Origin of the sequence: Profundibacter amoris (assembly GCF_003544895.1) — a bacterium.
GTDB lineage: Bacteria > Pseudomonadota > Alphaproteobacteria > Rhodobacterales > Rhodobacteraceae > Profundibacter > Profundibacter amoris.
The window spans coordinates 2,862,912-2,883,009 of record NZ_CP032125.1; the positions used below are offsets into that span (position 1 = coordinate 2,862,912).

Consider the following 20,098-nt stretch of genomic DNA (forward strand, 5'->3'; position numbering starts at 1 on the left):
TGTTATTATTAGAGATCGTAAAAAAGTAAGGCGAGCCTAGGGCAACCAAGTAGCGCGAACAACCCCCCTTTTATTAGGGCCTGTTGACGTTCCCCACACCGCACTGGCGCGTGTCCAAAATTGCAGCCAGCGCGTTGATATGCCCGCAGCGATGCCGGTATCGGTAAGGGAAGATCCGCGCGTTGGAAGCAATTTTGGCCGCGCCCCGCAGGGATTTCACCAAAATCCGCCATTGCGACACCAATTTCGCTTGCAAGGGGACCACCCTTGCGGCACTCAATTGACTTGCACTGGCGGATTTTGGGCCGAAACCAGTGTGGTGTGGGGAACGTCAACAGGCCCTAATCCACCTTGCTATAATTTCCGGGTTTTTTCAGCCGCCAGAGACACAATAAACGCGGCGCGCCTTACCGCACCCGCAACGCGATCTTGCCAATATGCCCGCCATCCTCGATCCGCGCATGTGCGGCGGCGGCATCCTCCAGCGCGAATTCGCTGTCCATCACCGGCGCGACGGTTCCGGCGTCAAGCAGTGGCCAGACCTTTTCGCGCATCTGGTCCGCAATCCGCGCCTTGGCCAGATCGCTTTGCGGGCGCAGGGTGCTGCCGGTCACGGTCAGCCGCCGCATCATGATCTGGGCAAAGTTTAATTCCACCTTCGGCCCTTGCAGGAAGGCGATCTGCACCAAACGCCCCTCGTCCGCCAGTGCCTTGATGTTGCGCGGGATGTAATCGCCGCCGACCATATCAAGGATCAGGTTCGCCCCGCCCGCGCTGCGCACCACCTCGACAAAATCCGCCTCGCGATAATTCAAGGCCACTTCGGCACCCAGTTCACGGCAGACCTCGCATTTCGCATCCGACCCCGCCGTGGTGAACACCCGTGCACCGAAGGCACTGGCCAGTTGAATCGCCGTTGTGCCGATCCCGCTAGAACCGCCATGCACCAAAAACCGTTCGCCCGCCTTTAGCCGGCCGCGCATGAACACATTGGACCAGACGGTGAAATAGGTTTCCGGCAGGCAGGCCGCCTGTTTCATGTCCATGCCTGCGGGCACCGGCAGGGCGTGTTTGGCCGGACAGGTCACATACTCGGCATAGCCCCCGCCGGGCAGCAGGGCGCAAACCGAATCGCCCACCGCCCATTCGGTCACACCATCGCCCAGCGCCACCACCACGCCCGCGCCTTCCAGCCCGGGCAGGTCGCTTGCGGTCGGGGGCGGCGCATAAAGCCCTGCCCGCTGCAAAGCATCGGGGCGGTTCACACCGGCATAGTCCAGCCGGACCAGAATTTCGCCATAGGCCGGTTGCGGCACGGGGCGTTCGCACAGGCGCAGAACCTCGGGGCCACCGGGCTGTGAAATCTCGACGGCGCGCATCACTTCGGGCAGGTTCATTTGGCACCCTCGCTATCTGCATCCCACCGTCCAGGCACATCCTGCATCGGTTTGGCGTGTGGCGCTTTGACGTGGCCCATGGCCCACATAGGGCCGGCAAACAAACCCTTTAGCAGCGGATTATCCCGCACCTTGGATTTCAGTTTTTCGATCTGCATCACATCATCAATCCGGCGGTCCAGAAATTCCCATGTTTCGGCATTGCCCTCAGACTCATCCCCCAGCCAAAACAGCACAGTGGATGCGTAAACACCTGATAACGTGGCCCTTTTGGTATACCAGTTGATATCATCCGAGGTATCCCCCAGCGTGTTCCAGATCAGATCGCAGGTTTCCCAGATCAGCCGTGCGCCCTCGGCTGCGTATTTCGGCAGGGCGAACAGAACCGACGCCTTGCGCACGACCTCGCGATCCTCGACCACCTCGATCCGCATCCGCACCAGCGCCGCAATCCTGTCGCTATAACGCATTTCGGACAGGTCGCTCGCCGCATAGCGTTCCAGCATCAACTGATCGCCGCGTTTGTGATAGGCCACGGCCAAATCCACCGCCCCGCGCGGGCACACCGCATGTGCCACCACCGGATCAATCCCCGCGCCCTGAACGGCCGCCTTAAAACTGGCATCGGACCAGCCGTCAAAGGCGACATGGGGCAGGATCGCATCCAGCAGCGCGTCTTTGGGGGGTGCATTCTGGGGCATATCCGAATCTCCTAACTGGACAGAGTGTATATTGCTTGCTATAGGGCCAGTTCCTGCAACTTTTGCAACTTTAACCTAGAAAGGTGGTGACAACCACATGCAGGTCAGTGTTCGTGATAACAATGTCGATCAGGCGCTTCGTGCCCTGAAGAAGAAGCTGCAACGCGAAGGTGTCTTTCGTGAAATGAAGCTTCGTCAGGCTTACGAAAAACCGTCCGAGAAGAAAGCACGCCAGAAAGCGGAAGCAATCCGTCGTGCGCGCAAGCTCGCTCGTAAAAAAGCACAACGCGAAGGTATGCTGTAAGCAAACCCTTTTCGGAAGTGACATACGAATATGGTGGCCAATGGCCGCCGCAATTTGACCCCCGTGGCCCAGCCTCGGGGGTTTGTTGTTTTTGGCTTTCCCGCGCCATCGCCCCGCGATAGGCTGGCAGAAACAAGTAAAAAGAAAGGTCCCCCCATGACTGTCCATATTGGCGCCAAACCAGAAGACATTGCCGAAACCGTTTTGATGCCCGGCGATCCTTATCGCGCGAAATGGGCCGCCGAAACCTTTCTGAAGGACGCAAAATGCGTCAACGAAGTGCGCGGCATGCTGGGCTTTACCGGCACATGGAACGGCAATCGCGTCACCATTCAGGGGTCCGGCATGGGCATGCCGTCGCTGTCGATCTATGCCAACGAACTGATGAAAGACTATAACGCACAAACCCTGATCCGCATCGGATCATGCGGGGCGATGCAGGAAGACGTCAAAGTGCGCGATGTGATCATCGCCATGACGGCCACATCCCTATCCACCCCGTCGCGCGGGATATTCAGGGAAATCAACTTTGCCCCCTGTGCCGATTACTCCCTGCTGGAGGCCGCCGTTACCGCATCCCGCAAGCGCGATGTTGGCACCCATGTCGGCGGCATCTATTCCTCGGATGTGTTCTATGACGAACGCCCCGACCTGACCGAACAGATGATGCGCCACGGCATCCTTGGCGTGGAAATGGAGGCCGCCGAACTCTACAACCTTGCCGCCCGCCACAAACGCCGCGCATTGGCCGTGTTAACGGTTTCCGACCACCTGATCACCCACGAGGCCCTGCCGTCGGACCAGCGGGAAAAAACCTTTGGTGACATGGTGGAAATCGCGCTGGAAGCGGCATTTTCGTAGGTTAATTGCGCCGCAGCGCATAAACCCCGCCGCTGCCCTCGCTGGTTAGATTCGAAATTGGCACGAACTCCAGAAACCCGACCTGCGTCTTGTCCTGATAGGGCGCGGGCACCACATACCAGTGCATTTGTGTATCCAGCTTGCGCCGCACGGCCTTCAGGGCGATCTCGCGGAAAAACAGATCCTCGTTGCCAATCCGCAACCGGTGTTTTGCCGTGCCGGTAAACACCACCGGCACCCCACGATAGGTGTCGTCCACCCGCTCTTTGCGAAACTGCATCACCTTTAGCTTGCCCCGCGCCGGATAGCGCATCTTGCGTTCGGGCAGCAGTGCCATCAGACGCGGATTTTCACCGGCCAGATCGATGTTTCCGGCGGAATAGGTTTTGCTCTGCACATCTCTTAACATCAGGGTGCGGTTGTATTTGGCAGGATATTCCTGAACCGCAACCCCCAGATCATAATCTGAATCCAGCGTGATGGCCCTGTCCGACAGGTAAAACAAAACCCAGCCACCCTTGATCCACATATAGGCGCGGTATTTGTCTATGCCTTCTTCATAGTTAGGTTCGTCATAGACCACGATGTCCGCATCCGCATAGGCCTGCCCATAGATTTCGTTAAAGGAATCATTCGTCAGGGTGCGGGTTTTACTGTCATTCACCACCTGCTCAAACCGCTCCAGCTTTGGCCGCGATCTGGACAGGTCATACATGCCTTTGGAGGTTGCGATATAATAGGTAAACGGCAGCAGATGCGTGGTTTCGCTGTTCTTCAACGAAAACACCTTGTTGCCCAACGCGTCTATCTTGCTGATCTTCAGGCTGTCCAGCACAAAGAAATTACCGGCGGGGCTGTAGGTGATACTGGCCGGCGACCAGTAATCATTCACCCGCACCAGCGTATAATGCGCGGACGACGGGCTGTCTTTTAGTAACGGATAATCGCTTGCCGCAATCGCTGGCATGCCCATCCATAGCGCGATAATTGCGCCGGCAATCATTGATCTGAACATAGTGCATCCTAGCACATTCGGTCCCACCGCATAGTATAAAATATCCGCCGCATACCGCCTGCCCGTCAGGGACACACCCCACACCGGATGATCAAAACCCGTTTGCATCACGCGCCGATTGCCGCTTAGCTGTGCGACAACCAGACAAGGACCATAACCATGCCCCGGATGACCCCGCGCCCTTGGGTGCCTGCCCGCATAGAAAACCATATTCAGGACATCGCCGGGAGGGCCGCCAAATCCGACAGCCGGACCACAGCAACCCGTCTGGAAACCCTGATCGCCGAAAACCGCCGGATACACGAGCACGACTGTTTCAACTTGAACCCCGCCACCAACGTGATGAACCCACGTGCCGAAGCCGCGCTTGCCTCAGGCCTTGGCACCCGCCCCTCGCTTGGCTACCCCGGTGACAAATACGAAACGGGGTTAGAGGCGATAGAGCAGATCGAGGTCATCGCAGCCGAGCTGTCCGCCGAAATCTTCAATGCCGACTATGCCGAAATCCGCGTGCCATCCGGCGCCATTGCCAACCTTTATGCCTTTATCGCGCTGACCAAAGCGGGGGATCACATCATCACCCCACCCGCCAGTATCGGCGGCCATGTCACCCACCACGCCGACGGCTGCGCGGGGCTATACGGTCTGACCAGCCACATGGCACCCATCAATGCAGATGGCTACACCATTGATCTGGAGGGCCTGCGCGCATTGGTGTTGCAGGTGAAACCCCGCCTGATCACCATCGGCGGCTCTCTTAACCTGTTCCCGCATCCCGTGGCTGAAATCCGCGCCATTGCCGATGAAGTCGGGGCATATGTCCTGTTTGACGCCGCCCACCAATGCGGCATCATCGCCGGTGGCACATGGGACAACCCGCTGTCACAAGGCGCGCACCTGATGACAATGAGCACCTACAAAAGCCTTGGAGGTCCGCCCTCTGGCCTGATCGTCAGCAATGACGCGGATATTTCCGAGCGTCTGGACAAGATCGCCTTCCCCGGCATGACCGCCAATTTCGACGCCGCCAAATCCGCCGCCCTGGCCCTGACCATGCTGGATTGGCGCGACTTTGGTGCGGAGTATGCCGCCAAAATGGTCTCGACCGCCCGCGCATTGGCCAGCGCGCTTGCTGACGAAGGCCTGTCCGTTTTCGCCGCAGATCAGGGCTTCACCCAATCGCACCAGTTCGCTATCCTTGCGGCGGATTTCGGAGGCGGTCAAGCGGCCGCAAAAACCCTGCGCCGCGCCGGTTTCCTTGCCTGCGGTATCGGCCTGCCGGTTGATCCGGTTGAAGGAGATATGAACGGGCTGCGCATCGGCACACCGGAACTGGTCCGCTGGGGCTTCACCGAAACCGATGCCCCCAGCATGGCAAGCCTGATCGCCGATGCCCTGCGCCGCAATGATCCCGAGGCACTGGCAGGTGAAGTCGCCGACTGGCGCAGCAGCTTCAACCGGCTGCACTACATCCGCCAATAGCCCCATCTTTGCTCCTTGGGCTTCGCCCGTTTTCGCTTGAAACGATCCCCCGGATCGTTTCTTAATCAGCTCAAACTCCCCGCCGGAGGCATGGAATCTCTATACGCCGTGCCCGCCGCAATAGGCGTTGCGCGCGGGTGGGCACCATGTGTCCAGCACCCCGTCGGCAGGCTTGAATACCTCGACCAACAGCGGATAACACGCCGCCGCATCCGAGGAATGTTCCGCCGAACAATCCCCGCCCGGACAGGCCGACAGCGCACCCAGCAGATCAATCTCGGCGAAAAACTCCAGATAATCCCCCGCCCGCACCGGACTGGCCTTCATGAAATACTGCCCTGTGTCGCGGGTGAAACCGGTGCACATGAACACGTTCAGAACGTCATGCACATGCGCCTCGGCCTGATCCGGCGGCAGGCCGGTTTCGGCGGCCAAAGCGCGGGTCAGGTTGGAATGGCAGCAATGGTGGTAATCGCCGCCACTCAACAGGTTGTGCGTATAGGGATCACAGCGGGTGCCGATCACATCATGCACAGAACCACCAAATTCGTCGATCCCGTACCAGTCCAGCGTATCGGCCACAATCGTTGCCATCGGGCGTAGGTGTGGAAAACTGCTCCACATCCGCTCCCCTGTCGTCAGATGGGTGCCGTGCAAAGCGCGGGATTTTCCGGAATAGAACCGCTCGGATAGATCCTTTGCGTTCCACAGGTTCAGATCCCCGACCTGCGGACCGTCCACACAGGAAATGCGGAAAAAACTGCCCGCCGGAACATGGAAACACGCCGCTTCGCGCGGCGGGATCAGGGTTTCTGAAACCTTCGCGGCCCCTGGTCGAGCCGCCCGATACAACGCCATATCCGGCACTGGCAGACCCTCTGCCGGATAGCAGATCACCGGCCTGACCGCGCGGCGCTTCTCGGCGTCCTCCGGTGCTTGCGCCACCCTGCTTAAACCGTCCGCTCGACCATCAGCTTCTTGATCTCGGCAATCGCCTTGGCGGGGTTCAGCCCCTTGGGACAGGTGTTGGTGCAGTTCATGATCGTGTGGCAACGATACAGCTTGAACGGATCGTCCAGCCCGTCCAGACGTTCGCCCGTCGCCTCGTCACGGCTGTCGATAATCCAGCGATAGGCATGCAACAGCGCAGCCGGGCCAAGGTAGCGATCGGAATTCCACCAGTAGGACGGGCAGGATGTGGAACAGGACGCACACATTACACATTCATACAGACCATCCAGTTTCTTGCGATCCTCGATCGACTGGCGCCACTCCTTTTCCGGCGGATTGGTATAGGTTTCCAGCCATGGCATTATCGCGGCATGCTGGGCATAGAAATTGGTCAGGTCGGGGATCAGATCCTTGACTACCGGCATATGCGGCAGCGGATAGATTTTCACATCGCCCTTGATTTCGTCCATGCCGTAAATACAGGCCAGCGTGTTGATCCCGTCGATATTCATCGCACAGGATCCGCAGATACCTTCGCGGCAGGACCGGCGAAAGGTCAGCGTCGGGTCGATCTCGTTCTTGATCTTGATCAGAGCATCCAGAACCATCGGCCCGCAGGTATCCATATCCACGAAATAGGTATCGACGCGGGGGTTTTTTTCCTCGTCCGGATTATAGCGGTAAATGCTGAATTTCCGCAAGTTGGTCGCGCCTGCCGGCTTGGGCCATGTTTTGCCCGTAACAATGCGCGAGTTTTTCGGAAGTGTGAGTTCAACCATGTCTTCAGTCCTATCCCGTAACCGAGCCAAGCTCGGCCTTTAAGAAACATTTCAGCGTATCCCCGCGGGTGCTGATCGTCACCACCGTATTCACGGTGCTTTGGTCAACACCCGTCACCGCCGCCTTGGCGAGGCTGAAAATCTCGTCCGTGGTGGCGTTGTCGATGATGCAGTTGCTATAGGCTTCGGTGTTGCCGCCGGGGAATTTGTCAACCACGATCGGGGTGACCACCCGTTTTGCCGCCTCGCGCGAGGTGTCCTGGACGATCCCGTCCGTGACACAGCCCGAAAGCGAAACTGCTGTTAGTCCAATCGCCAAAGCGCGCAGCATATCCTAGTCCTCCAACAGCGACGACTGGATCGTGCTGCCTGATTTCAGAAATTCATAGGCCCGCTTTTGCTGCTCCAGCGTCAGCGTTTTCCACAGCGCCACATCCTCGGTCGACAGATCATAGCCCTGCGGCACCGAAAGTTTGCCGTTCGACATCATCTTGGGTGCTGTTGGCCCTGCGGGATTGGGCAATGTGCCTGCCTCGCGGTTGTGCTGCTCGACGCAGGCGTTCATCAACACCGCACCGCGCGCTTCCCCGCCTGCGGCAGGCAGGATCACCGGAAGGCCGTTTGCCCCGAGTTTGTCGGTTGATTTCACATAAGACCCTTTGGCGCCGGTCTCGTGCAGACAGGTCAGCATATAATCCTTTGGTGGCTCTGGTTTAACACAAGCGGCCAGAACCACACCCCCCAGAACCAGCGCAACAGAGGAGGTTTTCAAAACGGCCATCAGTAAACCCTTTTCTTCGGTGCAAATTTTTTCATATCCACACCACCCTCTTTCAAAGTGGTCAGCGGGTCAACATGGACCGGACGGTATTTAACCTTGACCTTGCCGTTGGGATCAACAGTTGCCAGCGTGTGCTTGCGCCAGTCCTTGTCGCCACGATCCGGGAAATCCTCGTGCGCATGTGCACCACGGCTTTCCTTGCGGGCCTCGGCCCCGTAGATTGTGGTCAGCGCATTGGCCATCAGGTTTTCCAGTTCCAGCGTTTCCATCAGATCGCTGTTCCAGACCAGGGAACGGTCCGTGACCTTGATGTCCTTCATCTCGTCCCAGATGTCACTGATCCGTTTGCAGCCCTCTTTCAGGGTTTCACTGGTGCGGAACACAGCGGCATCTTCCTGCATGGCGCGCTGCATCTTCAGGCGCAGTTCGGCCGTTGTTTTGCTGCCGTCGGCATTGCGCATCCGGTCGAAGTGCTCGAAAATGGCGTCGACCTTGTCCTCGGACGCGTGCGGAACGGGGGCCTTGGGATCAATGATTTCGCCAGCCTTGATCGCTGTTGCACGCCCCATCACCACCAGATCCAGCAGTGAATTGGTGCCCAGACGGTTCGCCCCGTGCAGTGAAGCACTGGCACATTCGCCAGCAGCCATCAGACCGGGGACAATCGCGTCGGGGTTGCCTTTGACGGGGTTGATCACCTCCCCCATGTGGTTTGTCGGGATGCCGCCCATGTTGTAGTGCGCTGTGGGCAGAACCGGGATCGGCTCTTTGGTGACATCGACACCGGCAAAGATGCGCGCGCTTTCGGCGATGCCGGGCAGGCGTTCGTAGATCACCTCGGGGGGAAGGTGGCTCAGGTTCAGGTGGATATGGTCCTTCAGCGGACCAACCCCGCGCCCTTCGCGAATTTCGATTGTCATGCAACGGCTGACAACATCGCGGCTGGCCAGATCCTTGAAGGTGGGCGCATAGCGTTCCATGAACCGCTCGCCTTCCGAGTTGGTCAGATAGCCGCCTTCGCCGCGCACCCCTTCGGTGATCAGCGCGCCCATGCCGTAAATGCCGGTCGGGTGGAATTGCACGAATTCCATATCCTGCAACGGCAAACCGGCCCGCGCCACCATGCCGCCACCATCGCCGGTGCAGGTATGTGCGGATGTGCAGCTGAAATAGGTGCGCCCCGCCCCGCCGGTAGCCAGAACGACCATCTTGGCGTTAAAACGGTGCATCGTGCCGTCGTCCAGTTTCCATGCCATGATGCCGGTGCAGGCACCATTGTCATCCATGATCAGATCCAGCGCGAAATATTCGATATAGAATTCGGCGTTGTGTTTCAGGCTTTGACCATACAGCGTGTGCAACATCGCGTGACCTGTCCGGTCAGCGGCAGCACAGGCGCGCGGCACCGGCTTGCCTTCGCCGTATTCGGTGGTGTGCCCGCCAAACGGGCGCTGGTAGATTTTGCCGTCCGTCGTCCGGCTGAACGGAACACCGTAATGCTCCAGTTCGTAAACCGCACGCGGCGCTTCGCGGGCGACATATTCGATCGTGTCGTTATCGCCCAGCCAGTCCGAGCCTTTGACCGTATCATACATATGCCACTGCCAGCTGTCCGGCTCCATGTTGCCCAGACTGGCGGCAATCCCGCCCTGCGCGGCAACTGTATGCGAACGGGTCGGGAAAACCTTGGTCACACAGGCGGTTTTCAATCCCTGCTCGGCCATCCCCAAAGTCGCGCGCAAACCGGCGCCACCGGCGCCAACAACCACAACATCATAATCGTGGGTCTCGTATTCATAAGCAGCCATGTTACTTCTCCGGCTCAGGCACTAAAGGCGATTTTGGCGATGGCGAAAACGGCCGTCACAGCCGTTGCCCCCCAGAACAGACGGTTGACGATCAGCGCCGCCATCAACAGACGCGGCGCGTGGATGTAATCCTCGATCACCACTTGCAGGCCCAGATGCAGGTGCTTGCACAGCACGATGAAAAACATCACCGCCACGATGGCGTGATAGGGGTGCTGATAGGTTTTCAGCATGGTGGCATAATCCGCCCCCAAAGTGCCGATAAACGGAAACAGAAACATCAGCGACAGCGGGATCAGCGCAATCGCCGTAAGCCGCTGGGAAATGAAATGTTCGCTCCCGCCACGGGCAACGCCCAGGCCCAAAACACGTTTACGATCGGTTAAATATGACATCTTCGTTCCCCTTACAGCGCCAGCAGGATGCACAGCAATGTTGCTACAACCGACAATACCACCGCCGCAATTCCCGACCGCCGAACAGCCTTCATCCCCATACCTTTGGCCGAATCCCATTGCAGGTGCCGCAACCCGCCAAAGAAATGGAACCAGAACGCCCAGAGCGAGCCGACCATGATCAGTATTCCGAACCACGAAGTCAGGAACCCGTTGGCCACATCATAATAGGCGGCATCGGTTGCACCGCCCAGAAACCACCATGCGATCAGCACAGCGGCCAGCGACATCGCAACACCGGTGATCCGGTTCAGGATCGACAGAACGGATGTGATTTGCGGACGATAGATTTGCAAGTGAGGCGAAAGCGGGCGGTTGCCCTGATTTGCGTCTGCCATTGGTTATACCCCTTCAGGATCAAGCGCCTGTGGTCGGCTAGATTGTTCATCTTATCCTGCATGAATAGCGCTATAATTTGTCCGAGTCACGCGATCCGGCACAATGTTAGCGCAAATAATCACAAGAATTTGTTGAATTTTTCTATTTGTGATCACACGTCACCCTTGCGTGATCACAAATATCTACTTGGGCGCGGTGCGATACAACTCGTCGATATAATTGGTGCAAACGGTGATCTTGTGACGGCTTGAGGAATAGAAGGCATACATATTGCTGCCGCGGCTGCATCTCTTCACCGTCACCCGCAAGCGTTTGGGCAGATTGAACTTCTCGTTCACCAGTTTGACTTCGGCCTCGATCACCTCGGCGGCGCGCTGTTGCAGGGCCGTGCGGGCAGATTGATGAAAGGAAACCGGCTCGCCCGATTTGGCATCCTCGATCCGTTTGATAATCGGATCCCAGCCATGTTTTGCAAGGTCATATTCCCCGTTGCAATATTCCGCCCGCTCCAGCGGCAGGCCCATTTTCTCGGCGAATTCTGAACGGTTTTCCGGATTACTGCCGTAGGTCAGGCAGACGATATTGTAATACCGCTGCATATCAGGGCCATGTTCATCGGCCCAATCCCATTCACGTCCTTTGCCCATACGGTCATCGGCATCCACCTTGAACCCCATTGCCCCGCCCGAATTGATCGCCAGCGCCTCTTGTGATTTGAACAGCTGCTCGATCACCACAACGCTGAACACATCTGCGGCGTCTTCTTCCTGTCCCAAAACCGGCAGATCCATCATATCAATCAGCGCATGGGCCAATTCGTGATAGAATGTAGACACCAGATTTGTGCGCACGAACTCGAACTTCTGCGGGTCCAGCGCCAGCGCCACAGGCTTGCCCTGTTTGCCGTCATCCTGCTTGTCGGTCAGCGCGGGCTGCTCCTTGGGCGTTTTGTCGACCTGTTTGTTGATATCTTCAGCCGCCAAAACAGCCGCAGGCACCACCAAGGCAATAAATAGATAAAATAACTTTTCCATAGGCTGATTAAACCGGCATCACCGCCCAATAGTCAATATCCAGCAGCACATCCGGCAGATACTTCCCGTCTTCGCCACGCAGTTCAAACGCCGCCCCCTTGGTCGCCACCGTGCGCAACCGGATCAGCCCCACACCGGGCGCATCCGTTTTGGCCACGTCCAGAACCTCGGACCAGGCCCGCACCGTATCGCCCGCAAAACAAGGGTTGGCATGGGCGCCCGCGTTCAGGCCGACGATCATCTGCGCATTGGCCAAACCGTTGAAACTCAGCGCGCGGGCCAGCGAAATGATGTGCCCGCCATACATCAGCCGTTTGCCATCGGGCCGCGCCGTCACATCGAAATGCACCTTGGCGGTGTTCTGCCACAGGCGCGTGGCCATCATGTGTTCGGCTTCCTCGATCGTCACCCCGTCCACATGGTCGATCCGCTCGCCCACGGTATAATCGCCCAGCCGGTGCGGCTCGCCGGCCAGTGTGAAATCATAGCCCGTGAAATCCAGCCCTTCGGGGATCACCACCTGATCCGCAGGCACCACATCCGCCAGTTCGGGGATCTCGGTTTCCGGTGCCGGTGCCTTCGGATCACGCTTCTTGACCATCACCCAGCGCACATATTCCAGCACCGCCTGACCGTGCTGGTTCATGCCGGTTGTGCGCACCCAGACCACGCCATTCTTGCCACTGGAATTCTGCTTCAGCCCGATTACCTTGGAGCTGGAACACAGCGTATCCCCCGCATAGACCGGCCTTAACCACCGTGCCTCGGCATAGCCCAGATTGGCCACTGCATTCAGCGAAATATCGGGCACGGTTTTGCCGAACACCACATGGAAGGTGATCAGGTCATCCATCGGCGATGCCGGCAGCCCGCAAACGCGCGCAAAATCGTCGGACGAGGCCAGCGCATGACGCGCGGGATAGAGCGCATGATACAGCGCCCGCTCGCCCCCCGACACCGTGCGCGGCACCGCGTGGTCGATCACCTCGCCCAACCTGTAATCCTCGAAAAACCGCCCTGCTGTCGTCTTGCCCATCACTGCTGCCCCAGTTTCAGATCGGGTGAATACGCCACATTCGCCTCTTTGGTCACCGCCTGCCCGCAACGCATCACGCCATTGGCATGGTCAAAGGCATAGGTGGGCGAACCATACAGCTCCCACCCCTTGCTCAGCGCCTCGCTTACCTTGTGGCAAAAGGCGGCGGTGTCATCCTCGGTCAGTAAACGATACAGCTTCATGGATAAGTCCCCCGAAACGGGCTGTAGCCCAGCCAGATATGAACGCCGGTTATCAGCGCATAAAGCACCAGCGCAATCACGAAATTCTTGATATCCTTGGAAAATGGCCCCGGTTCAGGCCGATCCCACGCCCCTTCGCCCCGGTTGATCAGCACCATCTGCACCAGCGCCCAAAGTCCCAGCCCGCCAAACAGGATCAGGGAGGCAACATCGCCGTTCACCAGCAAATGCGCGCCGGCCCAGATCACCATGCCCCACAGCATCGGATGGCGCACCTTTGCCGCCACCCAGCCACGCGACGATCCCGCGCCGAACATGAACAAAGCCACCAGCATCAGCAGGTTGTTCGCATGCCCCATGCCGGGCATCGGCGTGAAAACGGGAATTGTGTCCGCACTGCGATACCCGATCACCATCAGCACAATCGCAGCGACCGAGGCCAGCGCCACCAGCCCCTTGCCCGCATTCCCCATCGGCGCCCGCACCCCCGGCAACAGACGTTTGAAAAAATGCGCCGCCACCCACAATGCAACTCCGGCTATCAGTAATCCCATTCGCTATCCTTCCAGTTCGGCAATCATCTTTGCCTTGGCCAGTGTCTGCTGTGCAGTGACAATATGCAAGTTCTCGACGATCCTGCCATCCACCACGGCCACACCCTGCCCCGCTGCCTCGGCCGCCTCAAAGGCGGCGATCTGGCGGCGCGCCAGTTCCACTTCGGCCTCGGATGGTGCGAACACCTCGTTTGCCACTGCCAATTGCGCCGGATGGATCAGCGTCTTGCCGTCAAACCCCATATCGTGGCCCTGCTCACATTCCACGCGCAGGCCATCATCATCCTTGAACGCATTATAAACCCCGTCAACCGCCACCACCCCGTGGGCACGCGCGGCCAGCAGGCACATTTGCAGGCTGGTGATCAGCGGCTCGCGGTCCGCCCGAAACCGGCAGTTCAGATCCTTGACCAGATCATTGGTGCCCATCACCATGCCACGCAACCGGCTGTGCGCCGCGATTTCAGCAGCGTTCAGAATACCCAGCGGAGTCTCCATCATCGCCCAGATCGGCATATCCCCGACCAATGCGGCCAGCGCCTCGACATCCGCCGCCGAATTCACCTTGGGCAACAGCACCGCATCGGCACCCCCAACCACGGCCGCATCCTCGCGCCCCCATTCGGTTTCCAGCCCGTTGATCCGCACAATCCTGAACCGCGCGCCGTAATCCTGCGCCAAAGCATCCGCCAACATCCCGCGCGCCGCCGCTTTCTCCTCGACGGCCACCGCATCCTCCAGATCAAAAATAATCGCATCCGTGGCCAGCCCCCGCGCTTTTTCCAGCGCACGCGTTTTTGATGCGGGAATGTATAGAACGGAACGGAACGGGCGGGCGTGGGTGTTCATGATTCGGCCTCCTTGAAACAATCTTGCGCAATCAGCACCATTTCCGCACCATTGCGCAAGTCAAGAATCCGCCTTTCCTTCTTCTTGCCCGAAATACCTCCGCCGGAGGCATCAGGCGAGCCCCGTCAGGGGCGAGCCTGCGGCGACATGCGCAGCATGGCGCAAACCCTGCCGCCCTTCACCACCCGTTAACCATCCCGCACCTATGGTTAACCCGATTTACAACCTCTCGCCGCAGTCTGGCACGAACCAAAGCAGAGGAAAGGCGCAGGGATTATGAATAACCGGATTCTGACACTTTCACTGGGCATCGGCGCTATTCTGCTTTCGTCCCAGCACGCCTTTGGGCAGGGGCAGAACTGCGCCGCCCATGACGCCGTGGTCACCCGTCTGGCCACCGCTTACGGCGAAACCCGCCACAGCATCGGCTTTGCCGCCGATAATTCCGTGGTAGAGGTGTTCGCCTCGGATGAAACGGGCACATGGACCATCACTGTCACCACGGCCGATGGCACCACCTGTCTTGTCGCCTCGGGTCAGACGTTCGAGGATATGGCCGCGACACTTCCGCTTGCGCCCGGCAAGGACACTTGAAACAGCACACCACTCCGGCCCCTCATATTCAGCTTTCCTGATTTGACGACTCCCCTACAGCCTGTTCAAATGCCTTGCGCGCGAGATCAGGAATGGATACGCAACACGCGGATTAAACGGATCAGGAGATCACACCATGGCCAGAGCCAAAATCGCCCTAATCGGTGCCGGACAAATCGGCGGCACCCTTGCCCACCTTGCAGCAATGAAAGAACTGGGCGACGTTGTCATCTTTGACATCGCCGACGGCATCCCGCAGGGCAAAGCCCTCGACATCGCCGAAGCCGGCCCCGCCGAAGGCTTCGACGCCAACATGAAAGGCACCGTCGATTATTCCGACATCGCCGGTGCGGATGTCTGCATCGTCACCGCCGGTGTCGCACGCAAACCGGGTATGAGCCGCGACGATCTGCTCGGCATCAACCTGAAAGTGATGAAATCGGTCGGCGAAGGCATTGCCAAACACGCCCCCGACGCATTCGTGATCTGCATCACCAACCCGCTGGATGCGATGGTCTGGGCGCTGCGCGAATTCTCGGGCCTGCCCCACAACAAGGTTTGCGGCATGGCCGGTGTGCTGGACAGCGCCCGCTTCCGCCACTTCCTGTCGCTGGAATTCAATGTCTCCATGCGCGACGTCACCGCCTTTGTTCTGGGTGGCCACGGCGATACCATGGTGCCGCTGGAACGCTATTCCACCGTCGCCGGCATCCCGCTGCCCGATCTGGTCGAGATGGGCTGGACCACACAGGACAAAATGGACGCTATAATCCAGCGCACCCGTGATGGCGGTGCCGAAATCGTTGGCCTGCTGAAAACCGGCTCGGCCTATTACGCGCCCGCCACTTCCGCCATCGAAATGGCCGAAGCCTATCTGAAAGACCAGAAGCGCGTTCTGCCCTGTGCCGCCTATGTAGACGGCGCCCTTGGTTTGGACGGCTTCTATGTTGGCGCCCCGACCGTGATCGGTGCCGGCGGCATCGAGCGGATCGTCAACATCAAGCTGAACAAGGAAGAACAGGCCATGTTCGACAAATCCGTCGAAGCGGTCAAAGGTCTGGTTGCTGCCTGTAAGGAAATCGACCCGTCACTGGGTTAAGGTATTCCTGACTTGTAAAACACCGGAAGGCACCCCACGCTATTGGGGTGCCTTTTTGTTTTATCAGGAGTATTCCCATGCGGCTCGTTCTTCCCCTAACGCTCACCTTGCTGGCAACATCCGCGCTGGCGGACACAAACACCCTTGTGGCCGAAAACGGTCTGGTGGGGGCCGTCGCGCAACTGTCCGCCCAAACCGGTAAAACCCCGTCCGACCAATTCGCCCTTGGTGCGCTGCACTTCCTGCGCGGGATCGAGAAAACCCTGCAGGTCCGTTGGGAATACAACGCCACGATCGACGATCTGGACCTGCCCGTGCTACGCCTGCCGGTGCCGCCCAACCCCGACGCCAAACCGTTCCGCGCCGATCTGATCACCGGCCTGTTCGCCGAATTGCTGAAAGATATGGACGCCAGCCGCGCGGCTTTGGCCGAAATCCCCGACGGGGCCGATGTGGCGCTGGATCTGAACCTTGCCAACCTGTGGTTCGACATCAACATGAACGGCAAACGCGACCTTGGCGAAGGCGTGATCGAGGTTGGTGCAAACACTTTGATGGGCGAAATCAACTTTGGCGAAATGGACGGCATCCCGCCGATGGACGTGCGTTTTGACACCGCCGATGTGGCCTGGCTGACTGCCTATACCCACATGGTTTCGGCCGCCGGTGAAATGGTGGTGGCGTTTGATCCGACCGAAGCGATTGAAACCGTGATGAACGCCAATGCCAAAATGATCGAACTGCGTGGTAACGCACCGCAACAGTTCGGTTTCGACATGCAATTCGGCGGCTGGGTTGACCAATTCGCCATGGCCTACGGGGCATTGAACAAACAACCCGATGCCACCCACACCCGCGCGGCGCACGCGCATTTACTAAGCATGATTTCCGAAAACAAGGTCTTCTGGGCCGCCGTTGCACAGGAAACCGACAACGAGCGCGAATGGATCCCCAACGACAACCAGACCGCTGCGCTGGGATTTAAGCTGGCCCCTGGCACCGGTGCTGCATGGCAGGCCGTTCTGGCCGATGTCGAAGCCCTGCTGAACGGCGATCTGCTGATCGAATACTGGCGCATCTCGCCAGCAGGCGGGGTGAATGTGAAAAAGCTGTTCATGGACCCGCCAGTTGTGGATATCGTCACCTGGGTGCAAGGCTCGGGTCTGCTGCCCTATCTGGAACGCGGCCCCGTCATTTCCAGCAGAAATCTGGAAGAGTTCGATGAACTGACAGGCGGCAACATCTTCCTGATGTCCTTCATGCTGAATTGATCGAACGGACAAGAAAACGAATCGAGTAAGCGTTTGTGATCACACTCTGGATAGGTGTGATCACAAACTGCAAAAATACCCCTCACTTTCCCGTCAAACAACGAAAAACCGTTTATTTACCTGACCCGTTCATGTTTACTGACACGAAACCTTAGCCACAGATGGGACAGTCCAGTGAACATTCATGAATATCAGGCCAAAGAACTCCTGCGCTCCTATGGTGCCCCCGTTTCCGACGGCCGCCCCGTTTTGAAAGCAGAAGATGCCAAAACCGCTGCGGGCGAACTTGACGGCCCGCTGTGGGTGGTCAAGGCACAGATCCACGCGGGTGGCCGCGGCAAGGGCAAATTCAAGGAAGCGGACGCAGGCGATGCGGGCGGGGTTCGCCTGACCAAATCGGTGGCCGAAGCCGCCGAGGAAGCCAAAAAAATGCTGGGCCGCACTTTGGTCACCCATCAAACCGGCCCCGCCGGCAAACAGGTCAACCGCATCTATATCGAAGATGGCGCCGGCATTGATCGCGAATTGTATCTGGCCCTGCTGGTCGATCGCCAAACCAGCCGCATTTCCTTTGTCTGTTCCACCGAAGGCGGCATGGACATCGAGGAAGTCGCCGCCGCAACCCCCGAAAAGATCTTGTCCTTTTCGGTTGACCCCGCCACCGGCTATCAGGGTTTCCACGGCCGCCGCATCGCCTTTTCGCTGGGGCTGGAAGGCGCGCAGGTCAAGCAATGCGTGGGGCTGATGGGCCAGCTTTACAAAGCCTTCACCGAAAAAGACATGGAGATGCTGGAAATCAACCCGCTGATCGTCACCGACAAGGGCGATTTGAAGGTGCTGGATGCCAAGGTCAGCTTTGATTCCAACGCGCTCTACCGCCACCCCGATATCGCCGCCCTGCGCGACGAGACCGAGGAAGACCCCAAAGAACTGGAAGCCAGCAAATACGACCTGAACTATATCGCTCTGGACGGCGAAATCGGCTGCATGGTAAACGGCGCCGGTCTGGCGATGGCGACGATGGACATCATCAAGCTGTATGGCGCGGAACCGGCCAACTTTCTGGACGTTGGCGGCGGCGCGACCAAGGAAAAGGTCACCGAAGCCTTCAAGATCATCACCTCGGACCCGAACGTCAAAGGCATTCTGGTCAACATCTTCGGCGGCATCATGCGCTGTGACGTGATCGCCGAGGGCGTGGTTTCAGCAGTGAAAGAAGTCGGCCTGAAAGTGCCACTGGTGGTGCGCCTGGAAGGCACCAAGGTGGAAGAGGGCAAGGCGATCATCAACAATTCGGACGTGGATGTGATTGCTGCGGACAATTTGAGTGACGCTGCCGAGAAGATTGTGAAAGCGGTGAAGGGGTAAGCAGATGGTATTCGCAACAAGAAAACTTGCCTTCATTGCAATGGCTTGCGCAACTTTATCGGTTTTCGCATCCGGTCCGGTTGATGCCGGCGCACGGAAAGACCGTGAAATCATGAAGGCAGTTGCCGCGGATGTTGCCACCGTTTGCGCAAATCTTGTCGGGCGAAACCAACCGTTGAACAAAGCAATCGCTAACCGCGGTTTCAGTGTTAGCAAATACAACACGATCGGTCAGGTAACCTTCAAGGTGGTGTACATAAAGAAATACGGTCGCGGTCTGTTTAAAACCTGGGTCGAAATAGCGGCCCCCAACCAAAAGCAATGTGTCACCAAGGTTACCAATAATTATGAAACCAAAACTCTTTGGATAGGCGTTGATGCGGTGCTGAAATCTTTGGGCATGAAAGCGACCGGAAGACCGCTCATTGCCAGCGGGCTATATAATGCAAGCTACAAGTTGGGCTCTCGCACCATCGTTGCGAGCGGGAACGACGGATCTGGCGAAGCCGTCACAATCATTTCGCGGAAATAGGGGCAGCTCTAATGGCGATAATCATCGACGATAACACCAAGGTAGTTTGCCGGAACTGTGCTGGCGATGAACGCTGTTTGTTTGGTCAAGGCACAAATGCTGAAGGAGCGGATAAATGATACGCAGAGTTTTTCTTGTCATAGGCTTGTCTTTTGGTTTGTCGGGGTGCATGGAAACCGGAACCAGCTCTCCCAAAGTTGCTGTGTCAAAAGCAAGTCCGGCATCCTTCATAACCACGTTTGATCGTTACTGTGCCGCCAACATTGGCAACCTCGATAAGGCCGTCCGCCTTTTGCAAAAAGACGGCTATGTTCCCATGGCAAAAATCGACAAGACACTGACAGTCTATTCTCGGTCGCCAAACCAGCCATTCGTCGGCATTGACAGTTTCAAAGGATCACCCATAGCCTGTGCAGTTATCAGCCAACCCGACAAGTCGCTCAAACCTGCAGTGGCCGCGTATATGGGCCGCGTGCGTGGTGCTCGGCCAATTGAAATCGATGGTGTGCGCGGTAACTTTGATGCGTCATGGGTAACAGATGTGCCCTATAAAACATTCTATGTCACATTCACCTCATCCGACCCGACATTTGGCAGGATTTATACATTCCTTGCCGGCAAGGCTCAAAATTAACCAAATTCACCCACTTGGCGGGTAACCCCCGCTTGCGAAGCACTAGAAACG

The 20,098-nt window shown here is 58.1% G+C and carries 24 protein-coding genes; 9 read left to right on the top strand and 15 right to left on the bottom strand.

Annotation, left to right across the window (positions count from 1 at the left end; all coding sequences use genetic code 11):
* Positions 1–407 precede the first annotated feature (407 nt).
* The gene (locus BAR1_RS14310) at positions 408–1,391 is read right to left on the bottom strand and encodes an NAD(P)H-quinone oxidoreductase (RefSeq protein ID WP_118944494.1); all 984 of its coding nucleotides are present in this window, start codon (positions 1,389–1,391) and stop codon (positions 408–410) included.
* Between the two features lie 2 nt (positions 1,392–1,393).
* Positions 1,394–2,098, bottom strand: a complete 705-nt coding sequence (locus BAR1_RS14315) for a COQ9 family protein (RefSeq protein WP_118943651.1) — start codon at positions 2,096–2,098, stop codon at positions 1,394–1,396.
* Positions 2,099–2,195: 97 nt separating this feature from the next.
* Between BAR1_RS14315 and rpsU the strand changes: the two genes are divergently transcribed.
* Both rpsU and deoD read left to right on the top strand, forming a co-directional pair.
* Positions 2,196–2,402, top strand: coding sequence for a 30S ribosomal protein S21 (rpsU, locus tag BAR1_RS14320; RefSeq protein ID WP_118943652.1), 207 nt, complete (start codon positions 2,196–2,198; stop codon positions 2,400–2,402).
* Positions 2,403–2,558: 156 nt separating this feature from the next.
* Positions 2,559–3,263, top strand: coding sequence for a purine-nucleoside phosphorylase (deoD, locus tag BAR1_RS14325; protein ID WP_118944495.1), 705 nt, complete (start codon positions 2,559–2,561; stop codon positions 3,261–3,263).
* A 1-nt stretch (position 3,264) separates the two neighbouring features.
* Here the strand turns inward: deoD and BAR1_RS14330 are convergent, their stop codons facing one another.
* Complete coding sequence (locus tag BAR1_RS14330) at positions 3,265–4,278, bottom strand: hypothetical protein (protein ID WP_118943653.1); 1,014 nt, start codon at positions 4,276–4,278, stop codon at positions 3,265–3,267.
* A gap of 159 nt (positions 4,279–4,437) precedes the next feature.
* Between BAR1_RS14330 and BAR1_RS14335 the strand changes: the two genes are divergently transcribed.
* Positions 4,438–5,760: a serine hydroxymethyltransferase gene (locus BAR1_RS14335; protein WP_118943654.1), complete on the top strand. Its 1,323-nt coding sequence runs from the start codon at positions 4,438–4,440 to the stop codon at positions 5,758–5,760.
* A gap of 99 nt (positions 5,761–5,859) precedes the next feature.
* Here the strand turns inward: BAR1_RS14335 and BAR1_RS14340 are convergent, their stop codons facing one another.
* The 12 genes from BAR1_RS14340 to BAR1_RS14395 all read right to left on the bottom strand — a co-directional run bounded on the left by BAR1_RS14340 (position 5,860) and on the right by BAR1_RS14395 (position 14,549).
* Entirely contained in the window at positions 5,860–6,705 is an 846-nt protein-coding gene (locus BAR1_RS14340; protein ID WP_118943655.1) for an urea carboxylase-associated family protein, read from the bottom strand.
* A gap of 5 nt (positions 6,706–6,710) precedes the next feature.
* Entirely contained in the window at positions 6,711–7,490 is a 780-nt protein-coding gene (locus BAR1_RS14345; RefSeq protein WP_118943656.1) for a succinate dehydrogenase iron-sulfur subunit, read from the bottom strand.
* A 10-nt stretch (positions 7,491–7,500) separates the two neighbouring features.
* Complete coding sequence (locus tag BAR1_RS14350; RefSeq protein WP_118943657.1) at positions 7,501–7,821, bottom strand: hypothetical protein; 321 nt, start codon at positions 7,819–7,821, stop codon at positions 7,501–7,503.
* A gap of 3 nt (positions 7,822–7,824) precedes the next feature.
* Positions 7,825–8,271, bottom strand: coding sequence for a hypothetical protein (locus BAR1_RS14355; protein ID WP_118943658.1), 447 nt, complete (start codon positions 8,269–8,271; stop codon positions 7,825–7,827).
* On the bottom strand, positions 8,271–10,079 hold the full coding sequence (sdhA, locus tag BAR1_RS14360; protein WP_118943659.1) for a succinate dehydrogenase flavoprotein subunit: 1,809 nt from the start codon (positions 10,077–10,079) through the stop codon (positions 8,271–8,273). The genes BAR1_RS14355 and sdhA overlap by 1 nt, the downstream gene beginning before the upstream one ends.
* A gap of 14 nt (positions 10,080–10,093) precedes the next feature.
* Positions 10,094–10,474, bottom strand: a complete 381-nt coding sequence (gene sdhD / locus BAR1_RS14365; protein WP_162891805.1) for a succinate dehydrogenase, hydrophobic membrane anchor protein — start codon at positions 10,472–10,474, stop codon at positions 10,094–10,096.
* Between the two features lie 11 nt (positions 10,475–10,485).
* Positions 10,486–10,872: a succinate dehydrogenase, cytochrome b556 subunit gene (gene sdhC / locus BAR1_RS14370; protein ID WP_118943661.1), complete on the bottom strand. Its 387-nt coding sequence runs from the start codon at positions 10,870–10,872 to the stop codon at positions 10,486–10,488.
* A gap of 183 nt (positions 10,873–11,055) precedes the next feature.
* The gene (locus BAR1_RS14375; RefSeq protein WP_118943662.1) at positions 11,056–11,907 is read right to left on the bottom strand and encodes a DUF4344 domain-containing metallopeptidase; all 852 of its coding nucleotides are present in this window, start codon (positions 11,905–11,907) and stop codon (positions 11,056–11,058) included.
* A 7-nt stretch (positions 11,908–11,914) separates the two neighbouring features.
* On the bottom strand, positions 11,915–12,943 hold the full coding sequence (locus BAR1_RS14380; protein ID WP_118943663.1) for a MaoC family dehydratase: 1,029 nt from the start codon (positions 12,941–12,943) through the stop codon (positions 11,915–11,917).
* Complete coding sequence (locus BAR1_RS14385) at positions 12,943–13,146, bottom strand: DUF1737 domain-containing protein (RefSeq protein WP_118943664.1); 204 nt, start codon at positions 13,144–13,146, stop codon at positions 12,943–12,945. The genes BAR1_RS14380 and BAR1_RS14385 overlap by 1 nt, the downstream gene beginning before the upstream one ends.
* Positions 13,143–13,700, bottom strand: a complete 558-nt coding sequence (locus BAR1_RS14390) for an NnrU family protein (protein WP_118943665.1) — start codon at positions 13,698–13,700, stop codon at positions 13,143–13,145. Before BAR1_RS14390 ends, BAR1_RS14385 begins: the two co-directional genes overlap by 4 nt.
* Positions 13,701–13,703: 3 nt before the next feature.
* On the bottom strand, positions 13,704–14,549 hold the full coding sequence (locus tag BAR1_RS14395; protein WP_118943666.1) for an HpcH/HpaI aldolase/citrate lyase family protein: 846 nt from the start codon (positions 14,547–14,549) through the stop codon (positions 13,704–13,706).
* Positions 14,550–14,825: 276 nt separating this feature from the next.
* On the opposite strand from BAR1_RS14395, the gene BAR1_RS14400 reads away from it, so the two are divergent.
* From BAR1_RS14400 to BAR1_RS14425, 6 genes are all read left to right on the top strand, one after another.
* Positions 14,826–15,143 carry a hypothetical protein gene (locus BAR1_RS14400; RefSeq protein WP_118943667.1) on the top strand — a complete coding sequence of 106 codons (318 nt, stop codon included), beginning with the start codon at positions 14,826–14,828 and terminating at the stop codon, positions 15,141–15,143.
* A gap of 136 nt (positions 15,144–15,279) precedes the next feature.
* Entirely contained in the window at positions 15,280–16,242 is a 963-nt protein-coding gene (mdh, locus tag BAR1_RS14405) for a malate dehydrogenase (RefSeq protein WP_118943668.1), read from the top strand.
* Between the two features lie 77 nt (positions 16,243–16,319).
* Positions 16,320–17,513 carry a hypothetical protein gene (locus BAR1_RS14410; RefSeq protein WP_118943669.1) on the top strand — a complete coding sequence of 398 codons (1,194 nt, stop codon included), beginning with the start codon at positions 16,320–16,322 and terminating at the stop codon, positions 17,511–17,513.
* A gap of 174 nt (positions 17,514–17,687) precedes the next feature.
* The gene (gene sucC / locus BAR1_RS14415) at positions 17,688–18,881 is read left to right on the top strand and encodes an ADP-forming succinate--CoA ligase subunit beta (RefSeq protein ID WP_118943670.1); all 1,194 of its coding nucleotides are present in this window, start codon (positions 17,688–17,690) and stop codon (positions 18,879–18,881) included.
* A 4-nt stretch (positions 18,882–18,885) separates the two neighbouring features.
* Entirely contained in the window at positions 18,886–19,413 is a 528-nt protein-coding gene (locus BAR1_RS14420) for a hypothetical protein (protein ID WP_118943671.1), read from the top strand.
* 115 nt (positions 19,414–19,528) lie between these two features.
* On the top strand, positions 19,529–20,047 hold the full coding sequence (locus BAR1_RS14425; protein WP_162891806.1) for a hypothetical protein: 519 nt from the start codon (positions 19,529–19,531) through the stop codon (positions 20,045–20,047).
* Positions 20,048–20,098 lie beyond the last annotated feature (51 nt).